38 protein-coding genes and 1 pseudogene are annotated in these 18,094 nt (G+C 50.0%); 18 read left to right on the top strand and 21 right to left on the bottom strand.

What is annotated here, in order from left to right; genetic code table 11:
• Positions 1 to 12: 12 nt before the first annotated feature.
• The 21 genes and pseudogenes from O3W44_RS00290 to O3W44_RS00195 all read right to left on the bottom strand — a co-directional run bounded on the left by O3W44_RS00290 (position 13) and on the right by O3W44_RS00195 (position 9,927).
• On the bottom strand, positions 13 to 678 hold the full coding sequence (locus O3W44_RS00290; protein ID WP_269291519.1) for an MT-A70 family methyltransferase: 666 nt from the start codon (positions 676 to 678) through the stop codon (positions 13 to 15).
• 46 nt (positions 679 to 724) lie between these two features.
• The gene (locus tag O3W44_RS00285) at positions 725 to 1,054 is read right to left on the bottom strand and encodes a hypothetical protein (RefSeq protein ID WP_269291518.1); all 330 of its coding nucleotides are present in this window, start codon (positions 1,052 to 1,054) and stop codon (positions 725 to 727) included.
• Complete coding sequence (locus O3W44_RS00280; protein WP_269291516.1) at positions 1,041 to 1,262, bottom strand: hypothetical protein; 222 nt, start codon at positions 1,260 to 1,262, stop codon at positions 1,041 to 1,043. The genes O3W44_RS00285 and O3W44_RS00280 overlap by 14 nt, the downstream gene beginning before the upstream one ends.
• Complete coding sequence (locus O3W44_RS00275) at positions 1,259 to 1,528, bottom strand: DUF5405 family protein (RefSeq protein ID WP_269291515.1); 270 nt, start codon at positions 1,526 to 1,528, stop codon at positions 1,259 to 1,261. Before O3W44_RS00275 ends, O3W44_RS00280 begins: the two co-directional genes overlap by 4 nt.
• A 266-nt stretch (positions 1,529 to 1,794) precedes the next feature.
• Complete coding sequence (locus O3W44_RS00270) at positions 1,795 to 2,250, bottom strand: hypothetical protein (RefSeq protein WP_269291513.1); 456 nt, start codon at positions 2,248 to 2,250, stop codon at positions 1,795 to 1,797.
• Positions 2,234 to 2,365, bottom strand: coding sequence for an anticodon nuclease activator Stp (locus tag O3W44_RS00265; protein ID WP_269291511.1), 132 nt, complete (start codon positions 2,363 to 2,365; stop codon positions 2,234 to 2,236). The genes O3W44_RS00270 and O3W44_RS00265 overlap by 17 nt, the downstream gene beginning before the upstream one ends.
• A 47-nt stretch (positions 2,366 to 2,412) precedes the next feature.
• Positions 2,413 to 2,721, bottom strand: coding sequence for a hypothetical protein (locus tag O3W44_RS00260; RefSeq protein WP_269291509.1), 309 nt, complete (start codon positions 2,719 to 2,721; stop codon positions 2,413 to 2,415).
• A 22-nt stretch (positions 2,722 to 2,743) separates the two neighbouring features.
• Positions 2,744 to 3,291, bottom strand: a pseudogene (locus O3W44_RS00255) (3'-5' exonuclease).
• Positions 3,292 to 3,299: 8 nt separating this feature from the next.
• Entirely contained in the window at positions 3,300 to 3,776 is a 477-nt protein-coding gene (gene ssb / locus O3W44_RS00250) for a single-stranded DNA-binding protein (RefSeq protein ID WP_269291507.1), read from the bottom strand.
• Positions 3,777 to 4,496, bottom strand: a complete 720-nt coding sequence (locus tag O3W44_RS00245) for a Rad52/Rad22 family DNA repair protein (protein WP_269291505.1) — start codon at positions 4,494 to 4,496, stop codon at positions 3,777 to 3,779. It lies immediately after the preceding gene.
• A 2-nt stretch (positions 4,497 to 4,498) separates the two neighbouring features.
• On the bottom strand, positions 4,499 to 4,642 hold the full coding sequence (locus O3W44_RS00240) for a hypothetical protein (RefSeq protein ID WP_269291503.1): 144 nt from the start codon (positions 4,640 to 4,642) through the stop codon (positions 4,499 to 4,501).
• The gene (locus tag O3W44_RS00235; protein ID WP_269291502.1) at positions 4,632 to 4,820 is read right to left on the bottom strand and encodes a DUF5444 family protein; all 189 of its coding nucleotides are present in this window, start codon (positions 4,818 to 4,820) and stop codon (positions 4,632 to 4,634) included. The genes O3W44_RS00240 and O3W44_RS00235 overlap by 11 nt, the downstream gene beginning before the upstream one ends.
• Positions 4,817 to 4,951 (bottom strand): protease FtsH-inhibitory lysogeny factor CIII, encoded by a 135-nt coding sequence (locus O3W44_RS00230; RefSeq protein ID WP_269291501.1) that lies wholly within the window; start codon positions 4,949 to 4,951, stop codon positions 4,817 to 4,819. Before O3W44_RS00230 ends, O3W44_RS00235 begins: the two co-directional genes overlap by 4 nt.
• 32 nt (positions 4,952 to 4,983) lie before the next feature.
• On the bottom strand, positions 4,984 to 5,985 hold the full coding sequence (locus O3W44_RS00225) for a hypothetical protein (protein WP_269291500.1): 1,002 nt from the start codon (positions 5,983 to 5,985) through the stop codon (positions 4,984 to 4,986).
• Positions 5,986 to 6,126: 141 nt separating this feature from the next.
• The gene (locus O3W44_RS00220; RefSeq protein ID WP_269291499.1) at positions 6,127 to 6,348 is read right to left on the bottom strand and encodes a hypothetical protein; all 222 of its coding nucleotides are present in this window, start codon (positions 6,346 to 6,348) and stop codon (positions 6,127 to 6,129) included.
• 20 nt (positions 6,349 to 6,368) lie between these two features.
• Positions 6,369 to 6,614, bottom strand: a complete 246-nt coding sequence (locus tag O3W44_RS00215; protein ID WP_269291498.1) for a hypothetical protein — start codon at positions 6,612 to 6,614, stop codon at positions 6,369 to 6,371.
• A 118-nt stretch (positions 6,615 to 6,732) separates the two neighbouring features.
• Positions 6,733 to 7,974 (bottom strand): phosphoadenosine phosphosulfate reductase family protein, encoded by a 1,242-nt coding sequence (locus O3W44_RS00210; RefSeq protein WP_442954574.1) that lies wholly within the window; start codon positions 7,972 to 7,974, stop codon positions 6,733 to 6,735.
• Positions 7,975 to 8,115: 141 nt separating this feature from the next.
• The gene (locus O3W44_RS24820) at positions 8,116 to 8,241 is read right to left on the bottom strand and encodes a transcriptional antitermination N peptide (protein ID WP_442954587.1); all 126 of its coding nucleotides are present in this window, start codon (positions 8,239 to 8,241) and stop codon (positions 8,116 to 8,118) included.
• A 43-nt stretch (positions 8,242 to 8,284) separates the two neighbouring features.
• Positions 8,285 to 8,506 carry a hypothetical protein gene (locus tag O3W44_RS00205; protein WP_269291496.1) on the bottom strand — a complete coding sequence of 74 codons (222 nt, stop codon included), beginning with the start codon at positions 8,504 to 8,506 and terminating at the stop codon, positions 8,285 to 8,287.
• A gap of 78 nt (positions 8,507 to 8,584) precedes the next feature.
• On the bottom strand, positions 8,585 to 8,911 hold the full coding sequence (locus O3W44_RS00200) for a transcriptional antitermination N peptide (protein WP_269291493.1): 327 nt from the start codon (positions 8,909 to 8,911) through the stop codon (positions 8,585 to 8,587).
• A gap of 383 nt (positions 8,912 to 9,294) precedes the next feature.
• The gene (locus O3W44_RS00195; RefSeq protein ID WP_269291492.1) at positions 9,295 to 9,927 is read right to left on the bottom strand and encodes a LexA family protein; all 633 of its coding nucleotides are present in this window, start codon (positions 9,925 to 9,927) and stop codon (positions 9,295 to 9,297) included.
• Between the two features lie 100 nt (positions 9,928 to 10,027).
• Here O3W44_RS00195 and O3W44_RS00190 point away from each other — a divergent pair, with 100 nt between their 5' ends.
• The 18 genes from O3W44_RS00190 to O3W44_RS00105 all read left to right on the top strand — a co-directional run bounded on the left by O3W44_RS00190 (position 10,028) and on the right by O3W44_RS00105 (position 18,088).
• Positions 10,028 to 10,243 carry a helix-turn-helix domain-containing protein gene (locus tag O3W44_RS00190; protein WP_269291490.1) on the top strand — a complete coding sequence of 72 codons (216 nt, stop codon included), beginning with the start codon at positions 10,028 to 10,030 and terminating at the stop codon, positions 10,241 to 10,243.
• Positions 10,244 to 10,382: 139 nt separating this feature from the next.
• Positions 10,383 to 10,682 (top strand): CII family transcriptional regulator, encoded by a 300-nt coding sequence (locus O3W44_RS00185; protein WP_269291487.1) that lies wholly within the window; start codon positions 10,383 to 10,385, stop codon positions 10,680 to 10,682.
• A gap of 20 nt (positions 10,683 to 10,702) precedes the next feature.
• Positions 10,703 to 11,440, top strand: coding sequence for a GIY-YIG nuclease family protein (locus O3W44_RS00180; RefSeq protein WP_269291485.1), 738 nt, complete (start codon positions 10,703 to 10,705; stop codon positions 11,438 to 11,440).
• Positions 11,441 to 12,367 (top strand): replication protein, encoded by a 927-nt coding sequence (locus tag O3W44_RS00175; protein ID WP_442954573.1) that lies wholly within the window; start codon positions 11,441 to 11,443, stop codon positions 12,365 to 12,367.
• A complete protein-coding gene (locus O3W44_RS00170) occupies positions 12,364 to 13,056 on the top strand; it encodes a replication protein P (RefSeq protein ID WP_269291483.1) in 693 nt (230 codons plus the stop codon). Before O3W44_RS00175 ends, O3W44_RS00170 begins: the two co-directional genes overlap by 4 nt.
• A 2-nt stretch (positions 13,057 to 13,058) precedes the next feature.
• The gene (locus O3W44_RS00165; protein ID WP_269291482.1) at positions 13,059 to 13,211 is read left to right on the top strand and encodes a hypothetical protein; all 153 of its coding nucleotides are present in this window, start codon (positions 13,059 to 13,061) and stop codon (positions 13,209 to 13,211) included.
• The gene (locus O3W44_RS00160; RefSeq protein ID WP_269291481.1) at positions 13,208 to 13,414 is read left to right on the top strand and encodes a hypothetical protein; all 207 of its coding nucleotides are present in this window, start codon (positions 13,208 to 13,210) and stop codon (positions 13,412 to 13,414) included. Before O3W44_RS00165 ends, O3W44_RS00160 begins: the two co-directional genes overlap by 4 nt.
• A gap of 183 nt (positions 13,415 to 13,597) precedes the next feature.
• Positions 13,598 to 13,810 carry a hypothetical protein gene (locus O3W44_RS00155; RefSeq protein WP_269291479.1) on the top strand — a complete coding sequence of 71 codons (213 nt, stop codon included), beginning with the start codon at positions 13,598 to 13,600 and terminating at the stop codon, positions 13,808 to 13,810.
• A gap of 1 nt (position 13,811) precedes the next feature.
• On the top strand, positions 13,812 to 14,009 hold the full coding sequence (locus O3W44_RS00150; protein ID WP_269291478.1) for a hypothetical protein: 198 nt from the start codon (positions 13,812 to 13,814) through the stop codon (positions 14,007 to 14,009).
• Positions 14,009 to 14,272, top strand: coding sequence for a hypothetical protein (locus O3W44_RS00145; RefSeq protein WP_269291477.1), 264 nt, complete (start codon positions 14,009 to 14,011; stop codon positions 14,270 to 14,272). The genes O3W44_RS00150 and O3W44_RS00145 overlap by 1 nt, the downstream gene beginning before the upstream one ends.
• 178 nt (positions 14,273 to 14,450) lie before the next feature.
• Complete coding sequence (locus O3W44_RS00140; RefSeq protein ID WP_269291476.1) at positions 14,451 to 14,885, top strand: recombination protein NinB; 435 nt, start codon at positions 14,451 to 14,453, stop codon at positions 14,883 to 14,885.
• The gene (locus O3W44_RS00135) at positions 14,882 to 15,097 is read left to right on the top strand and encodes a hypothetical protein (RefSeq protein WP_269291475.1); all 216 of its coding nucleotides are present in this window, start codon (positions 14,882 to 14,884) and stop codon (positions 15,095 to 15,097) included. The genes O3W44_RS00140 and O3W44_RS00135 overlap by 4 nt, the downstream gene beginning before the upstream one ends.
• Positions 15,081 to 15,269 (top strand): NinE family protein, encoded by a 189-nt coding sequence (locus O3W44_RS00130; protein WP_269291474.1) that lies wholly within the window; start codon positions 15,081 to 15,083, stop codon positions 15,267 to 15,269. Before O3W44_RS00135 ends, O3W44_RS00130 begins: the two co-directional genes overlap by 17 nt.
• Positions 15,266 to 15,520: a hypothetical protein gene (locus O3W44_RS00125; protein ID WP_269291473.1), complete on the top strand. Its 255-nt coding sequence runs from the start codon at positions 15,266 to 15,268 to the stop codon at positions 15,518 to 15,520. The genes O3W44_RS00130 and O3W44_RS00125 overlap by 4 nt, the downstream gene beginning before the upstream one ends.
• On the top strand, positions 15,513 to 15,791 hold the full coding sequence (locus O3W44_RS00120; protein WP_269291472.1) for a hypothetical protein: 279 nt from the start codon (positions 15,513 to 15,515) through the stop codon (positions 15,789 to 15,791). The genes O3W44_RS00125 and O3W44_RS00120 overlap by 8 nt, the downstream gene beginning before the upstream one ends.
• A 79-nt stretch (positions 15,792 to 15,870) precedes the next feature.
• Positions 15,871 to 16,479, top strand: coding sequence for a recombination protein NinG (locus O3W44_RS00115; RefSeq protein ID WP_442954572.1), 609 nt, complete (start codon positions 15,871 to 15,873; stop codon positions 16,477 to 16,479).
• Between the two features lie 276 nt (positions 16,480 to 16,755).
• Positions 16,756 to 17,565: an antitermination protein Q gene (locus O3W44_RS00110; protein WP_269291718.1), complete on the top strand. Its 810-nt coding sequence runs from the start codon at positions 16,756 to 16,758 to the stop codon at positions 17,563 to 17,565.
• Positions 17,566 to 17,911: 346 nt separating this feature from the next.
• On the top strand, positions 17,912 to 18,088 hold the full coding sequence (locus O3W44_RS00105; protein WP_269291469.1) for a type II toxin-antitoxin system HicA family toxin: 177 nt from the start codon (positions 17,912 to 17,914) through the stop codon (positions 18,086 to 18,088).
• Positions 18,089 to 18,094: the final 6 nt, after the last annotated feature.

Here is an 18,094-nt window from a genome sequence, read left to right as displayed (position 1 = left end):
CACAGGTGGAGGTCATGCTGCTTCGTCCGAACGCGCTCCCGGCAGGATCGCTACGCCGGGCAATAGCTCAATATCATTGCGAGGATTTTCATTTCCCCAGTGGTGCCAGCCAGCAGCGTCGCCGCGGCTAAACAATTCAATGCGAGGCACATCACCGTAAAGCAGCTCCAGCCGGTTGCGAGCCTCCCATGGCTTCGCGCTGTGCTCACCAAGTGGGCTGTAAATAACCTGCTTAACCGACGCGTTGACTCTCTCAATTCCTGCGCCACGCACCGCGATCAGCATGTCTTCCGAGTTGGCCCGGGTGTAGTTGCCGCCGTTCATTCTGGTTTGCGTGTTCAGCAAGCTCAACAGATCATAGAAATCCTCAACTTCTCCGGCAGCCAGTGCCTTATTGATGTGCTGCTCCGCCAGTTGGTTCAGTTTCACCCAAGTAAAACCTTTCATCGTCCTGACCTTGAATCCCCATGCTTCGGCGAGCTGAACGGCTTCGGCGTTATGGGTGCCGGTGTACCACATCGCCAACACTGCATCGTCGGCCGCAATGTCCCAAACCGGCAGTCGTATGATATCGGCGATCGCCATCGTTGAGTAATGGTCGGCTGCGGCCCCATTACTTATTGTGTTGCTATACGCCCACGGCGGATCGCAATAGATGAGTCGATACTTCTCAGACATAACAACTCCTCACGCAGAGCGCGATAGTGAATAGGGTGGGTGGGGGTTAGATGTACTGCGCCGAATCGGCCGCGAGAAGTGTGATGGCTTTGCGTAATGCCTCAACGCGCCGATTAAGCTGATATTCAACGGTGCGGGATTGTGCGCCTGCTGGCTCACTTACCAACACAACTCGATCGCCGAAGCAAATATTCATATCCATCAGGGCTGCAAGATGCATGGCCTGCTCGGTATACTTGATGGGGTTCCAGTCTTTACCGGCAACAACTGATAGGTCGATTTTCTCCAGCAGCGACGTGGACCAGTAACTGGCTGCAGCGCGAGAGAGGCGGCATAATTCATCGTCGGCAAGCTGCTTCACATCATCCTGCGTCATGCCACGCTCCTCTGCTTCTGCGCCCACTGCACGCGTTCATGGTCCTCGCGACAGCCTGCATCGCAGTAATGCCCTTGCTTATCGTCTCCTCGCAGTAGTGACACTTGCCGGTGAATGTCATGGTTGGTTTGGGACGATTTAGCAGGGCGAGGTCAATCAGCTGCTGCTCGCGTTCTGCTGCTTCGTCGAGAAAATCAGCGTGTGTCATGCTGCTTCCTCCTTAAATGCTTCCTCACACCACATTGATATTCGGGTAATCTGCTGCTGGATTTCCTGCAATGTTTGCGCTTCGCCTGTGCGGATTTCGTGATTAATCAGGGCGCGGATGAGGTGCTCGATTTTCGAGTAGTATCCAATGCGCTGCTTTGTTTCCTGTCCTGCCGTCTTACCGTGCTTAACAGTGTTCTTCACGTACAAAATGAAGTCACTGGCACCGCCTTCGACTGTGTATTTGTCGCCGATTTCGATATGCATTTCGGTTTCCTGTAGGCAATAAAAAACCGCCTCATCGGGCGGTCATGCGTTGCTGATCAGTGGGTTCGTAGCTTTTCAATCAATCACCTGCATTAGCTCGACAATTATGTCTTTCTCGTGCATCTCACTGAGGTGCCTTTGCTTACAAACTGTAGCGGTTATCACGTTATGGACATCAACCGGAGTCCAGCCCGGAAGTGCATCAATGACACCTGATGACCTCTTTCCGTCAAAGGCGGCTACATAGTGAACATATCTGCCGACTTTCATTCATCCCCCTCCACCGGATAACCAGCGGCGCGGATCTGGTGTTTAACATCAAAGGCGCTGAGCCACAGTCCTTTGTCCGACGGTATCATGACAATTGCGTCTTCGGCAGATCCGACACCCCGCCCTAACCGGGAAACGTAATGCTGCGGCAACTTAACCGGCTTCATCGCCGGCACAGGCGGCGCGGAGTAGAGATTGAATGTGTCTTTTGCGAATCCGTCAGACTGAATAATGAAATCTGTCTTATCTCCATCCTCATCTTCATAATATTCAAATGACCCCACAGGCTCCGCCGTCAGGGATGCAAGAGCGAGCTTGAATAATGAGATTTCCATTTCCTCTTCTCCGCTTAGGCCGAAAGGAATTTCATCCCGCACTAAATCAGATTGCTTTAAACATTCTTGTGCGTACTCAATCAGCACATCACGCTCTTGCTCAGTTAGATTCATCATTGCCTCCGTCACCTGACTGGCTTACCGGTTTATTCTTGGCGACAAACTCAAAGTGTCGCTTCTTCAGGGTCTCCCAGTGCCAGCGCATAACGTGCTCGTTATGGAAGTTGCTCATCTCATCCCCTTATGCCGCTGTCAGGCTCAATGCTGCGGCGAAAATAGTTAGTCCTGCACCACGGCACCGAAACGACCGCGAATCTCACTGGCGTAATCCATCAACACAACATCCGGCCGCGTAACCACAATCCGTGGGCGCTGCGGATAGAATGCTGCCTGCCTTGCATATTCCTTTGTGGCGCGCTCCTTGCGCCTGCTGTCGAGCGTCTCTTTCGTCCTTGGCTCAAGTCTGAACCGCTCACCGTACTTCGCTCTTATCTGCTGCGAGGCATCCTGCATAGCCTTCCTGTGGCATTGCTGTGATTCCGTTTCGTCAGGGCGTGCAGAAGCCGCCGAAGTATCGGTGAGGGTCATTTGGTTGCCTTAGTGGTTGGTGTTATTTAACGAGGCGTTGCCAGATAGCTGACACGTATTTTGCCTGGTGGATGGCGTCGGCTAATGCGTTGTGACGAGTGCCTTCGAATGGCATATCGCGCTTAGGATCGAAGCCGATAGCTTTGCCCATCTCAACGATGGTTCTAACGTCGCGGTCATTCCACCATTGCCACGGCGCTTCGATGCCTGCCAGCGCGTAGCTATTTCGAAGAATTACACAGTCAAACGAGGCTCCATTCCCCAAACCTGAACAAAGCGAGGGTTTGTGTGCTTGCTTATGAACGCGCTGAGCCATGTCAGGGCATCAGGCAGGGAAGCTGTTTCAGCTGTTAACGACTCGCGCGCATCGGCGCTTTGCTCCATCCACCACAGGATTGTTGATGCGTCCGGTCTGGCTCGGTATCGCATCGATGATTCAAGAGACACATTAACTGAGAAGTCTTCACCGATAGCGCCTGTCTTTGGCTCGAAGAACGTGGCGCCGATGGAGATAACAGGGGCGTATGGACCGTTACCCATTGTTTCGAGGTCTAGCATCAGGTTATTCATATTCATCCTTAAAATGGAATGTCGTCATCAAAATCCATCGGTGGCTCATTGCTTGCCTGTGGAGTAGATTGCCCAGCCTGCTGCTGCGGACGCTGTTGCGGATTTTGCTGCGGTCGGTTTCCCGTTCCACCTTCCTGCTTACCGCCCAGCATTTGCATGGTGCCGTTAACGCTCACCACAATTTCCGTTGTGTAGCGATCAATTCCCTGCTGGTCCTGCCATTTGCGAGTTCGTAGCTGACCTTCGATATAGACTTGCGAGCCTTTTCGCAGATATTCCCCTGCAACCTCTGCAACTTTGCCGAACAAAATTACGCGATGCCACTCAGTAACCTCCTTGTTTTGACCCGTTTGCTTATCCCGCCACGACTCCGATGTGGCAATAGTCAGATTGGCAACTGCGCCGCCAGATGGTTGGTAGCGCACCTCGGGGTCTTTCCCAAGGTTGCCGATTAAAATCACACGATTAATGCCTTTGCTTGCCATTTATGCCGCCTTCTTTAGTTCTGATTTACGAATTCTCATGACTTCAACGCACTTATCCTGCTGCTCTTTATGACCTTCCAGCGCATTCCAGGTTGCTTTATACAAAGCAAGAAGGCTCTGCTCATCATGTTCACTGCTCGCCATTTCAGTGAATTCACTGAGGATGTCATCTGGAGATCGTAAAGTTTCCTGATGCTGATTCGCTACTTGCTGAGGTGAGCTTCCCGGCTTCGGTAATGCCCAGACTGGTAGGGTGGGATGCTGCCACCAGAGTTCTTTAAACTGCTGAGTCTTCTTGTCCTTGAATGAGGCACGATTCCATCCCTGACGCTTCTCTGCGGATGCCTCAGCAAAGTTCTCTTCCAGACCATACAGATAGCGACCGATTCCCCACTGAACTGCAGATCGCTTCATAGAGCCAGACATTCCGCCTTTAACGGCTTCAACCTGTGTTTTTTCAGCTCCATCCCACTTCGTAATCCACTCATCTCCTACGCGAATCGAGATGCCGCACATCACGCCACCATCAGGTCCGGGCAGGAACTCGTTTTTCCAGTTCTCTTTGCCGCATACGTCATCAAGGCGCTTCATGATCGCCCGGTTCGTTACATAAGCCAGAACCATCGCCCAAGCCTTGCCACTATCAGCTATGCCGCATTGCTGAACGCGCCACTCAATATCTTCCGGCGGAAACGGCTCATCTAAACGTGAAAGTTCCACAATTAACCCTCCATCCTCGCTGCCTGCTGCTCCGTTCTGTAATCAGCAATCGCATCCTTTGCGGCTTGCTCATATGTCATTGGATCGCTCAGTTCCCCAAGCGCACCTTTCATCATCGATACAAATTCTTCTTCGCTATGCTGCATGATGCTTCTCCCAGTCTTTGTCCTGGCAGTCATGCCAGCCGAGGGCGATAATTGCTGCCCAGTCATAAGCCTTTTTCACGCCTTCGTTCGTGTCCGGGAAAGAGGCTTCGTACAGCTTGTTAAATTCACGATTTCCTTGCGTGACGTAGATAGTTCCGGCTACCGGTACAATGGTCATAGCGGGTCACCTTTTTCACATAGGGTTTTGGCAATACGGATAAGCAGGTCAATCAGAGGGTTGCGTTTGATTTCTTTGTCTACATCAGAGCAGCCAGCAACGGGCCACCCTGCAACGGCGTAAAGTTGCATGGCTATTCCTTGGTGTTGTTTAAGTTGGAAAATCAGTAGGTGATGCGGATTGCCGTCACTTCGCCTTTAGCAATTGCGGTGATGGCTAATTTGGCTTGTTCTTCTGTCAGGCCAGCGGCTACGAAATCAGCCAGAGCCTTGTTATTGACTGCCTTGCGGTGCTCTTTATCTGCTTCACGCGCGGCCTGTTCATCGGCTATGCGCTTTGCCTCAGCCAGTCTTGCTGCCTCGGCCTGTTCAGCTTTGCGCCGCTCTGCTGCGATAGCCTCCCGCTTTTCACGCTCAGCCTGCTCACGCGCCTCTTGCGCCAGTTTTGCAGTGCGCTCCTGTGCTTCTCTTGCCTCGCGCTCAGCACGTTCTTGTGCAGCTCTGGCGTCTGCCTCAGCCTTCTCTTTAGCGGCTTTCAGTTCAGCTTCTCGCTTAGCGGCTGCTTCACGCTCACGCGCAGTGGCCTGTTCCGCTTCAATGCGTGCTTTCTCAACTGCCTGACGCTGTAGCTCTTCTTCGTAGGCAATGCGTTTGCGCTCTGCTTCTGCCTTTGCCTCAGCGGCGTCGCGGTCGAACTTTTCATTAAGGAGTAGGGCGTAATCGTGATCGGCTTCAATCTGTTTTTTCAGAGACTCTTCAGCGGCGCGTTGCTCAGCCTCGATACGCTGGCGCTCTTCTTCTGCTGCCTTCTCAGTTGCGATGCGTTCTTGCTCGGCTTCCCATTCAGTCAGTGGGCGGCGGACTTCATCGCGAAGGGCATCACAGCTATCGACGAATCGCTTAATTTCTCCCTCAGCAGGCTTCACCGCTTCTTTCAGCCGCTTCAGATACTCGCGTCCCGGCTTTTCAATTGCCGTCTTGCTGCGCGATACCTGAGCCGCTAATGAAGCCACCCGGGCGCGGCCCTTTGCAGTGCTGAGGTCTGGCACCTCATTAACCTGCTGGCGAATCTGCTCAAGGTAGGCATCAAGGCCGTTTGGTACATACAGCGCCGGAGCTTGTTCAGGTTTAATCTCCAGCACTGCTAAGTCAGTGGTCTCACTCATCGTTCACTCCTGAAATTTAGGTATAAAAAAGGCCCGGACATTCCTGTCGGGCCAATAGGTGTGTCTCAGTTATCTCGCACCGAAGTGCGCTAGTGCGAATGCACCTCAAAGCCGTCTGAGTAGGCGGCTTTACGGTGTCACTCAATCCCAATAGCTCATCTCTTCCATGACCTGCCACTCAGCATCCGCATAGTTTTCGAATGGCTCTGTCATACCTTCACGCTGCGATTCAAGTGTTGCCCCGGCGTTTTCTCGGCAGAACGCTTTCCACGCTCGCTTGGTTTGAAATGCACGTTGCCAGCCATACCGCTTGGTCAGATTTCTCCAGGCCCTGTTGGCTAACTGCATCTGCGTTTTTGCCATCCTCTTCTCTCCGTCAGTGGTTACTGGCCCCGGGCGCGGAGCATTGCGTCGGCCATTTTGTATGCGCATTCGGCGTAGTAATCGAAATCACCAGGCTTCTCTTCACAAGTAACCGTCCCATTAAGAGACCCAATTACTGCGGGCATCAGTTTTGCTGCGAAGTAATCTCGCAGCGTCATGCCTGGCTCAAAGCTATCGTTCCAGCGCCCATCCTGTGTCTCATGCTGCTCACACGGAAATGCTGCTCCACCTGTTTCTTTACTCACTTCAACCTCCTGCTATAAACCCCAGCCCCATCAACACACCAATAACCAGCCAGCCGAAAATGTAATTACCAGTGCTTATCATGGAGCCTCCAATAAAAAAGGCCGCCTAAGCGACCTTTTATTCACATAAACCGTATCTGGATGAGCAAACTTCAGTATCAATGCTTGCTTTAACGAGGTCATAAACCTTTCCTCCTCGCCCCGTTTTAGCCCATTCCACAACTTCATCAACTGAAGGGGCACCCATGCCGCCCCGTGTTCCATAGAATGCCGACCAGTCAAGGTTTTGAACTGCTGGTTTCTTTCCATAGAGCTGCACTGAACGCCCAAGAGGCAATGAATATTGGCGCATCCATGATTGGCTGAAAGTTCCTACGCTCATCCAGTGAACCCAGCGACTAACAAGCCTGACCTTTTGCTCCCAGTCCCTGTGCTTATCTATATGCTGTGGGTACCTGGCTGCTGTTTGGGCGATCTCTTCTTTGTTGCATAGCACGCAGTTCATGCAGCCGACGCGTGCAGCACCTTCCAGATAAAGCGGGTTAGGCTTTATGCCGAAGTATTTATGAAGCGCGAATACGTCTGAGGCAGTCCATTTGTGGATTGGAAGGAAGTTGTACAGAAAGCTGCTATCGCGGCGGTCCGCTTCAAATCTGGGATATGAAGCCCGCTTGCTTGATTCATCACCTCGCACCCCGGACCACTGCACGACAACCTCTCCTTCATCCAGCAAAGGATTGATGGCCTGATCGAAAGCTGCATTAATCTTTAATTCGTCCGTGCAAAACCGATCACGAAGCATCGGGAATTTGCCGTGCAGAAGGGCTGCGTCAAGGAAACTATTACCGCTTGGTTTCAGGACTGAAAGAGCGGCATCCAGCGGTGTATCGAAATCAACACCCCAGCGTTTGGCTGATTTCCGCCAGGCATCAGCGAACTTCGTATCGGAAGCTGCAAGGGAAGGCATTATCACGCCACGATAAGACCCCATGCGTATAGCCTGTCTTTTAGGCCAGTTTTTTTGTATTGATGCGCGGCGCTTTGCAAAGTCTTGCTCGGTATAGACACGCTTCACCATCTGAACGGGTCGGCACCCTATTTGCAGGTGAATATTTTTAGCGTACTCAATAGTGTATTCATGCTCGTTATCTGTGTCCGCCATGACATTTCTGGCTTTATCGCCAAACAGGTGATGGGCAATGGCCAGCGTTGCAGTTGAATCCTTGCCGCCAGAGTAATTAACGACAATGACGTGGTCTGAAGGGATGCGGAATTTTTTGACGTAGTCCGCGTACGCAGTCTCAATCTCTTTAATCATCGCAGAAATATCGGTAGGGATGATTAGCATTGGAGCAGTCATCAGCTTCCTCCTGATTCGCGTATATCTCCGCCAGCCATCATCAGGTTGCCATCGTTATCAGTGAGAGCCTTGTGCGCTAACTCCCATGTGACGCCATATGCCTCAATCAAGTAGTTAACCTTTTCATAAAATTTCATGCCGTTATCTCGCCGTTACGATGTCTTTTGAGTTGCGATAGCCGGCTGCAAAAATGGCTATCTCTGGTAAGCACTGTGATGTGCTCTCATGCCTGTCACGCAGAGAAGGGGAGGTGACAGCCTTCTCGATGCGGGGTTATAGGCAATAAAAAACCCGCACTTGGCGGGTTGCTTTATGACCATTTCTTTCGGGGGTCTCGTTGATGCGCGTGGTTTACCGCATGATAAATGGCATCATCCTTCTTTTCAGCAGGGAGAACGAGATCATCACGTAACGCTTCGCCTCTTAATGCGCTATTTATGCGTGGAGAAGCTCCGGTTAAAGCTGTTTCAATGGCTTGCTCAAGTGATTTTCTTTCATTTAACGCATCTATGCTTTTTTTAGCCCGGGTCATTTTCCTGCGGGCTTTCGCATTAAGCGTTTTTTTGCGCTCTCACCGCAATATCCATATTTTATCTCAGCCATATCAACCTCAAATCAGGGGGATAGATTTGCCTTTCATTTTCTGGCGACCCACAGCCATAAAACCATATTCTGACTTCGGCTTCGAGTTGAATACTGATTTAGATGGTGAAACGTACTTCTCCGCGCCCGCCAGAATCTGCTTGTGATACTCGGTGTCGGTATCAACAGCCTTGCTCACCACATCTACCGGCTTGCGTTTGCACTGCAGCACAACGCGGCTAGGCGTAGGGCGATGCAATGCTTCCGAACTGTTACTGACGTCACTCTGAAGGTGAGCACGGCGCTCACGGCGACGACCAGCTGATGAACCTGCAAATGCTGTTCTGCGTGTCATAAATACCTCCTGAATGAATTTTGGTGATTGGATGACCGGTGCTGATCTCCGGCATTTGCAGAAACCCCATCCGGCGTGTGTGGACACCTTCAGGAGTTCAGCACATCAGCCTGTGCATCCATCCAATCCCAAAACTCACGCTTTGGTATAAATTGGCTTTTCAGCCACGTAGGTGATCCGTCACCGTTGTAAAAGAGCGTGCTATCCGTTTCGTTGTTCGCCAGCGTCCTGCTGATGGGATAAATATACAGATAAAACTGTATTATCGTCAACAGATAAAACTGTAAAAGTTAAAAATAATCTGTACGTGTCTGTTGTCATTACAAATTTAATTTGATTTAGGCGAAAAAAACCGCCTTTCGGCGGCCTCTGGGGGAAGGGTTTTATCTCTTGCGGCGATAGATTCGATGCTCGACCATGGTGCCGATTATTTGGATATGACGCTCTGCACTGTTCATTGTGGGGTAATCATTGTTAAGAGGGATTAATTCAAAATGCTGAGTCCCCTCTTGAGTCACAAAAGTAGGGCGGTACTTTTTGAATGTCGCTTCATGCTCTCCGTTTTTTGCCACAACAAACTCGCCTGGCACCGGTTCAATCTCTGGATCGACAATAATCACATCACCTTCTTTGAAATCAGGCTCCATAGAATCGCCTGAAATTCGCAAAGCAAAGGTGTATTGCGACCAATCCATGTCAGTCATGACGTATTCAAAGCTGCCATCAAAGGCTTCTATAGGGCTTTTGTGCGCAAGTGCGCCAGCCTGGACATAGCTGATCAATGGAATCCTCCTTGTATTGACCTCGCTGACTGGAAGGATAACACCACCATTCATAAGCCATGCAGGGTCGCAATTTAAGGCCTCGGCAATGCCAACGATATTACGAGGCTTGAGAGTTTTACCATCTTCAATACTAGCCCAAGACTGTTGTTTGATGCCCGCTTTTTCTGCTGCTTCTGATTGTGTTAGTCGCAGCTCACTTCTTCGTTTTTTTACTCGATCTGCAAGGCTCATAAGTTCCTCTCCATTTGTCCTTAATGCTCACAGGCAAACCTGTATTTGACAAACAGAAGTAACTGTTAGAGAATACAGATAAAACTGTGGAGGTGAATGAATGAACACGTTTTCTGAACGCCTCAAACAGAAGCGCCTGGAGTTGAATATGACCCAGACGCAATTAGCTGAAATGGTTGGCATGAAACAGCAATCCATTCAGTCGATTGAAGCTGGCACTACCAAGCGAACCCGCTATCTGTTTGAACTGGCAACCGCGCTTCAGTGCGAACCTACATGGTTAATGTACGGAAGCAAGCCAAACCAAGCCGCTTAAGGCTTACCGCTCTTCAAAAACGGACATGAAGTCCTACGTCACTGAAAAGTGAAATTCAAACGAAACAACAAAACGTTCGTGGCAATAGCTGCGGCTTTGTCACGTCTAAGCACTTAACCAACAAAAGGAATTTTAAAAAATGTTCGATGCAAACTACAGCAAACCAACGGAAAGAGAACTGAACCGAACCGAGAGTGAATTGCTGATGCTTCTCGCTCAGATGAGCAACAGAAAGTTCGCAGAGCTGGCTGATGTTCACGAAAGCAAAATCAGTCGTACTGACTGGCGCTTTATCGCAAAGGTTATCTGTATCGCAGGGATGGCTGCTGAAGTGAGTCCATTAGGAAGGGCGTTGCAGGATTTGTACAAAGCGATTGGATATAAAAAAGTCCCAACTGCGCTAACAGTTGAGACTTCTCAAATAACTTTAGAATTCTAAGCAAATTCTTAGGAGTGATTATGCCAGGAACATTACACCTTGTAAACGATTCACCTTATAGCTTCATAAGAGATGAAATCCTCCGACTTGAGACTAAGCACTCAATTCCAATTGAGGTGGGAGGGCCAGTACCAAAGTCAATTAATTCAAAAGGATGGGTTTACATATTGTCGAACCCTTACATGCCGGGCCTACTGAAGGTTGGGATGACAACCATATCGCCAGAAGTCAGAGCCAAGGAGTTGTCCTCCGGTACTGGCGTCCCGGCGAAATTTAATGTTGAGGCATCTTATTTTTCCGATGACCCGCGTGGCGATGAAGCTCGAATCCATACCGATTTAGCAAAATACCGCGTTAATAACGGGCGGGAGTTCTTTCAGTGCTCAGTTGCTACGGCTAATGAGGTGTGTCGCGCCTATTGCTTATGTGAGTCGCGATCTTCACTGGAAGAGCTGGCAAATGAATACGTTGCGATATGCGTTGATAAGCCAATAAAAGTCGAACTGCATCAATGGTTTGAAGAGTTCAATATTCCTTCCATAGGATGCAAGGCAAACGTTGCCAGGATTATTTTTGAGCTTGGCTGCATGAGACTGGATGAAATTAACAATGATGGAATATCCCTGTTAATCGAGGATGGTCAGTTGTGCGGAGTCATGACAGAAGCTCATCAAAACTTCCTGGCATACCTAGAGGAATGCCACGACAGAGATAAAGCTACGGGCATCTATGGCCCACTAGAACCGGTGGGCTTCTAAATGAATAACATTCAAAGAATAGATTTTGTAAATAAAACCGTTCTACCAGACAAGTCAGGAGGTCACATGGCCGACCTGTCCAATGGGTACACCAAGGTCGCCAATGAGATTCAGAAGCTCAAACCGCGCCTGAGATTATCAGGCCGCGAGTGGCAATGTTTTGAAGCGGTGATATGGCTCACCTACGGATGGAATAAAAAACAGGACAGGGTGACGAATACAGTGATTGCTGAGCTTACAGGCTTGAGTGACACGCACGTATCGGACGCTATCAAATCACTGGCAGAGAGAAAAATCATCTTCAGTCAGAAGCAGGGAATGATGAAATTAGTAGGTGTAAATACTGAGATTTCAGCCTGGATTTTGAATAAACCGGAATCGGGAAGAGAATTCCCGAAAACGGGAAAATCCTTCCCGAAAGCGGGTAAAAGCTTCCCGGAAACGGTAGACACCCAATACAAGAACAAGAACAGTAATAAAAACACTACGTCTGAGAATTCTAACGAATCCTCAGACTCGCCTCTTAAGAAGCTTCCTTTAATTCGTTCTGATGCAGCAATTCAGTCACCCAAGGGCGATAAGTGGGGAACGGCTGATGATCTGAAGGCAGCCGAATGGATATTCAGCAAAATACAAATCGTCGCACCAACTGCACAGCAACCTAACTGGCCCTCCTGGTCAAACGATATTCGCCTGATGCGCAATGCACTGGAAGTAACCCATCACGACATCTGCGAATTATTCAAGTGGGCCAACGCCGATCACTTCTGGCAAACCAATATCATGAGCCCTGCAAAGCTTCGCGAGAAGTGGGACACCCTCAAGGCTCAGATGAATCAACCTGGTCGCAAGCAATTACCAGCTCAGGCGCAGCAGCCAGCTATGCACTGGAATGACCGCAAGGCATGGGAGAACGAATTCTTATGAGAAATCTTGTAGCAGCAATTCAGAATCGTGATGCCGGTGCACTGGCTCGCATAGCAGGTGATGGCCCTCAGCCGGTTGATCGCGGCGTGCATGAAGACGTTGAACGACTGGTTGACGCGCTGTTCTCAAACCTCAAGCAGGTGTTCCCTGCATCGGTGAGTACTGCATGGCGCAATCCAAACGACGAAGCAGCCGCAAAGCGTCAGTGGATTGCAGCATTCGCTGAGAACGGCATCCACAATAAGCAGCAACTGTCGGCAGGCATGAAGTTGGCTCGTGCAAGTGGGTCACCATTCCTTCCATCACCGGGGCAGTTCATCGAATGGTGCAAAGAGGGTGAGCATCGCTCGGCTGGCCTGCCAAGCGATGAGCAGCTTTACGAAATGTTCCGCCTGTACTGCCGAGACCGGGGAATTTACGACAGCAGCGAAGAATACCCATGGGAAAGCCCGGCCTGTTTCCACATGGTTACGGCGGTCTACAACCAGATGCGGTCTTTCAACCTGTCAGATGCTGAGTGCCGCAAGCGCCTGGCTGATGAGCAGCGGAAGATGTCGCGCCGCATTGAGTCTGGCGAAATCATTCCGCCACCGCGCAAGCAGATACCGCACCTTCACATCCCGCTTAGTAACGACAAAGGCCTAGACCGTATCGCCGAAATCCGCCGCAAGCATGGGTTGAGGAATTAATCATGAGTGAAAGTATTCGCAGTCGATTCGAGCGTCTTTACCGCAGTATTCATGGCAATAAATTCAGCCTGGTTCGCACACACCTAGGCTATCAGGATGCCGTTGTAGACCGGGCATTCTTCTTCTGGCTTGAGGGCAGGGAGAGCGCAGCATGACTCAGGTAACACAGCTAATCATCAAGCCATCAGGAAGCCAGCAAACGCGAAATCTTGTGCTGGCAATCATCGACATCGCCAAGAAGCGAGAAGCGTCAGCGGAAACAATGCGCCACATTCAGGCGCTTGCAGCCGAGGCTATTGCCATGATGGACGACTCACGCCAGCAGTCGGGCAAAGGAACTAAGCGGAGGGGGTTTTGAGATGCCAGTTGTCAAATGGATTCTTTGGCGTCGATGGCAGTTCAGGCGCTGGGTGGCAGGAAGTAAGCCAGAACTCCTAATAATTAACCTTTTGAAAACAAACTTCGGTAGCTGCAAAACCTATCCATTTATCTATCGCGATATGCTTCGCCTCATAGCAAAAGCGCAAACAAGGAGTCGTCAATGAACAAGCTAACCGCTGATAAGTGTCATGAGCTTTTCGTCGAATTTGCTACTCACCGATATGGTGAAGAGTGGATGAAAAAAGATGAAGAAATCGAAGGTAATTATGCTGTTGAGTGTGTGAATGATGAATGGGATGCGTGGCAAGAAGCGTGGCGTCTTCGTGGGCTGCTGGAGCAGGAGCAGCCCACCAATCAGAACGGAGAGCAGTGATATGGATTGGCATACTGCATTAAAAGGCTCAATAGCCTTTGTTTTGGGCGTCCCGGCAATGTTCGCCATTATGTCATTTGTAGTCTGGCAGAACGGATTCAAGATGCTGGGCTGGAAATACATAGCCAGGTTAACGCTGGTTATGGCTACCTTCCCGTGGATATTCGAAGCAATCGACGCATATAAGGCGACCAACTGATGACAAACAACGATGAGCTGGAAAGGCGAAAGTTTGAAGCGTGGCTTAACGAAAATATTCGCGAACATTTAGAAATCCTTCATCTGCCAGCACTTGAACGCAGAAGGATTGAACAAGTTGGTTGGCGAGCATGGAAAGCATCACGCGAGTCCATCGAAATCGAACTTCCTGAATATGCAGATGCTGAAGATAAAGCAGAAATGCTTGAGATGTGTCGGCAGTCTGTGCATTACGCAGGCTTAAAAGTTAAAGGTGAATCATGAGCAACGTCGTTCAGTTCAAGCCTAAGCATCAGCCCCTCAAAGACTCACACTCAGCAATACTGACAGCCCTCAAGATGCTACGTGAAGGCGGACACAGTACGCAGAGCATTGACCTGTTATTGAGTGCTGCCGCTGACAACATTCATGACTATGTGGAGACGAAAGAAGGGAGGTAACAGTGGAGACGAAACGTTATCTACTGAGAAGCAGCGACATCCGACGAAACTGCATTGAAGCCATCCAGAAACTACCCGCCAATCCAGAAAAGCCTCTACAAGTAACCATCCAGGAAGACACCCGCAGCCTTGCGCAGAACCGCATGCTTTGGGCTTGCCTGCATGACGTATCAAGTCAGGTGGTCTGGTACGGGAAGAAACTCGACTCCGAGAGCTGGAAACACATCTTCAGCGCCAGCCTCAAAGGGCAAGAGACGGTGCCGGGAATCGACGGTGGCTTTGTGGTGCTGGGGCAGTCAACCAGCAAAATGCGCGTCAGTGAGATGAGAGATTTAATCACATTAATCCATGCCTTCGGTGCAGAGCATAACGTCAGATTCAGCGATGAATCGGCACTGGCTGCTGAGTGGGCAGGAAGATTTGGGAGAGCAGCATGAGAAATACATGGAGCCGCGAGCATCTCGACATTCTGGCTCGCGATTACGCAAACGCATCAACAGAGCTGCTGGCAATCATGTTCGACAAGCCACGGCAACAGGTAACGAACAAGGCCCGCGAGATGGGACTGAAGAAATCACCTGAGTTTTTGGAAGTAGTCCGGGCAGCAACCGGCGCGATGAGGTGGAGAAATCATGCGAGAGTCCACTAATTACGCCAGGCGAAAATCACTCTGGCAGGCATACGAGAATCACGCCATCTACAACGTCAAATCACCCCGCAAGAAACGCAAGCCAATCCCCGCAGCAAGTCAGGTGTCTACATTCGATTATGTAGGCAGCTTATTGCAGGCTAAATGGAATCGACTGAGGACGGCCCGATGAAAATAATCTGGAATGCGTTGTTGCACCTGTCTGCCTACGCTGCGCAAAAGCTTTACGGAGAGCGGGTAGCACAAGTGGATGTCTGGCTTGAAAGTGGCAAGCAACTAATGCTGATGGACCGTGATGAATCAGAGAAGTTAGTTCGCGTTTCTCGGCAGTTGCGGGATGAGTGGACAGAGCAGGAAAAGGAAGATTTACGCCTGGCTATTCATAGGATTCGCGAGCACGAAAAGGAGCAACCCAATGCGTGAACGCTGCTGCCGCTGCCACACTATCCTGACAAGCGAAGACAAGTATCACTACGGCGCTAACTGCGAATCCTGCGAGGTTGATTACCGCTATGAAGAAGCCGAAAGAAACCAGCTCATTAAATCAGCCCACTGGCGCTGGCGTGCATTCTGCTTTGCCGTGCGCTACCTGTGGTGTGGTGCTGGAGCGACAAGAGAATTGCTCATGCGATCTTTGCGACGAGTGCGCGGCGTATTACGAAATGACAGACCCGCACGCAAACATGTGGAGTGATGACGATGAATGACGCCGACTGGATAGCAGTCTTTGTAATCAGCATTGTCATTGCAGGAATTATGCGAAGGAGGAAGTGATGCGCAAGGTAAGGCGACGGTGCAAAAACCCGGACTGCCGCGAATGGTTCAATCCAGCCTTTCAGAATCAAACGTGGTGCTCACCAGAATGCGGAAATGTAATTGCACTAGCCAAAAGAGAGAAAGACCGACAGAAAGCGATACAGGAAGCAGAGCGACGAAGAAAGAACGAAGCACAGCAGGAAAGACGAAGCACCAAAATCCGCAAGTTAGCAGTACAACCTCTCAGTTACTTCCATAAACAAGCCCAGTCAGCCTTCAATGAGTTCATCCGCACCCGTGATATGGGTAACAGCTGCATCAGCTGTGGACGCAATACTGGCGCCAAGATGAATGCGGGGCACTACCGGACGGTTGGAGCAAGCAAAGAAACCCGTTACGACGAATCCAACTGCCACCTCCAGTGTGAGCATTGCAATTCGTATCTCTCGGGAAACATCGGCGAATACAAACCCCGACTCATCGAGAAGATTGGTCAGGAAGCTTTCGATCGCCTGATGGGTCCACATGAGCTGAAAAAGTGGACGCGGGAAGAGTTGCAGGAGCTGGCAGCACATTACCGGCAGAAAACCAGAGAGCTAAACAAACAACGTCAGGAGGCTGCATGACAGTAGATTTCACTATTCATTTGCTAGCGGCGATAGGCCTTTTTGCCTCGGTTCTGTTCGGTTTCGTATGGATGTGCATGGCAACGAGGGTTTTCTGGATTTATTCCAACTGGTGCCTTCGAAAAGCATTAAAGGCGAGAAGGCTTGCTAGAAAAATTAGCAGAGAAATTAAATGACCTGGCTAACCAAATTAATCGATCGCTTCAAACCATTCCACCTTGTTATCCAGCCCACGCACGTTCAGTCATGGGATGCAAATCCGAAGCGGAGGAAGAAATGAGTTTAGAAGCAACAGCAAAATATCATTACGCGAAGACACAGAATTTTAGCGGCATGGCCCCGCAGACTTCTCCAGATGCACTTACAGGCACTGACTATATCGCAGCAATGGGAATGACCATGTCTCGCGCCGTCATGGGCTATTGCGCTTTCATGGGAAAGATTGGGATAAGTGAGAACGACGCCGCCCGCGCCGTCTCGCTCTTAACTGAATATGCATTACAAACCTGCGATAAGGTTGCAGCCTTACGCAAACTCGATACAGATATTAAGCCAGCGGTTATGCAAACGCTCGCAACTTATGCCTACATGGATTACTGCCGGAGTGCTGCCAGCAAGAAGCCATGTGATTGCTGCCATGCCACTGGGTTTATTGACGCTGACGTATTCACCACTAAGTCAACAATGGTTCGCCTTCCAGAATGGGCGCGAGATGCAACGCCAACGAAAACTATGGAGAGGCAGCGGGAGGTGAAGGAGGTTGTCAGAGTCCTGTGCCCGGAATGCAAAGGAAAATGCGTTGTCTCGACGGCCTGTCGTGACTGTAACGGCCGAGGCAGGGCTGTCTTGCGCAAAGAAACGCAGAATCAGGGAGTGCCTGTCATGGGTGATTGCAAGCAGTGTGGAGGTAGAGGATTTGAGCGCATCCCATCCACCGAAGCCTACCGTGCCATTACCAGCATGACAGACGTGATTAGCCTGGCTACATGGGAAAAGAGCGGAAAGGCATTCTACGAACAACTGATCGGCAAGCTGGAGATTGAGGAGTCGTGGGCAAACGCCGCCCTAAATAAAGTCACTGCATAGCACAATAGGAAATAGCTCATTAATTTATCGTGGGCTATTTACTTTTCCGGAAGTCAGGGATATGATTCCCAACAGTTGAAGTTGCGCGCTGTTGTTTAACGCGCTAAAAACTCAGTTGCATAAATGTGGATGCCAAATGGCCTCGTAGCCTTACCAGCTGGCGAGGCTTTTTTAATGGCTTCACCTCAAGAATTCTCAAATTAAGGCAATTTTGCGATTGCCAGCGATAACAAATTCAAAGGTCAGCTACAGAACTGGATTGTATAAACAAAAATGTTCATCTTCCTGTTGACGATATAAACAAAAATGTTTATATTTATTTCAACTTAAACAGACAGGAGGAGAAGTGAAGCAAAGCGAGTTCAGACGTTGGCTTGCTGGTCAGGGAGCGGAGTTTAAAGATGGAACAAACCATCTGAAAATCTTCCTCAACGGCAGGCAAACAATAATGCCGAGGCATCCGGGGAAAGAAATACCGGAGCCGCTGAGAAAAGCGATTCTCAAGCAACTCGGATTGAAATGAAAACCA

Source organism: Pantoea sp. LMR881 (assembly GCF_027157825.1).
In the GTDB taxonomy this organism is placed as follows: domain Bacteria; phylum Pseudomonadota; class Gammaproteobacteria; order Enterobacterales; family Enterobacteriaceae; genus Pantoea; species Pantoea haifensis.
This window is presented reverse-complemented; position numbering and strand designations above follow the sequence as displayed.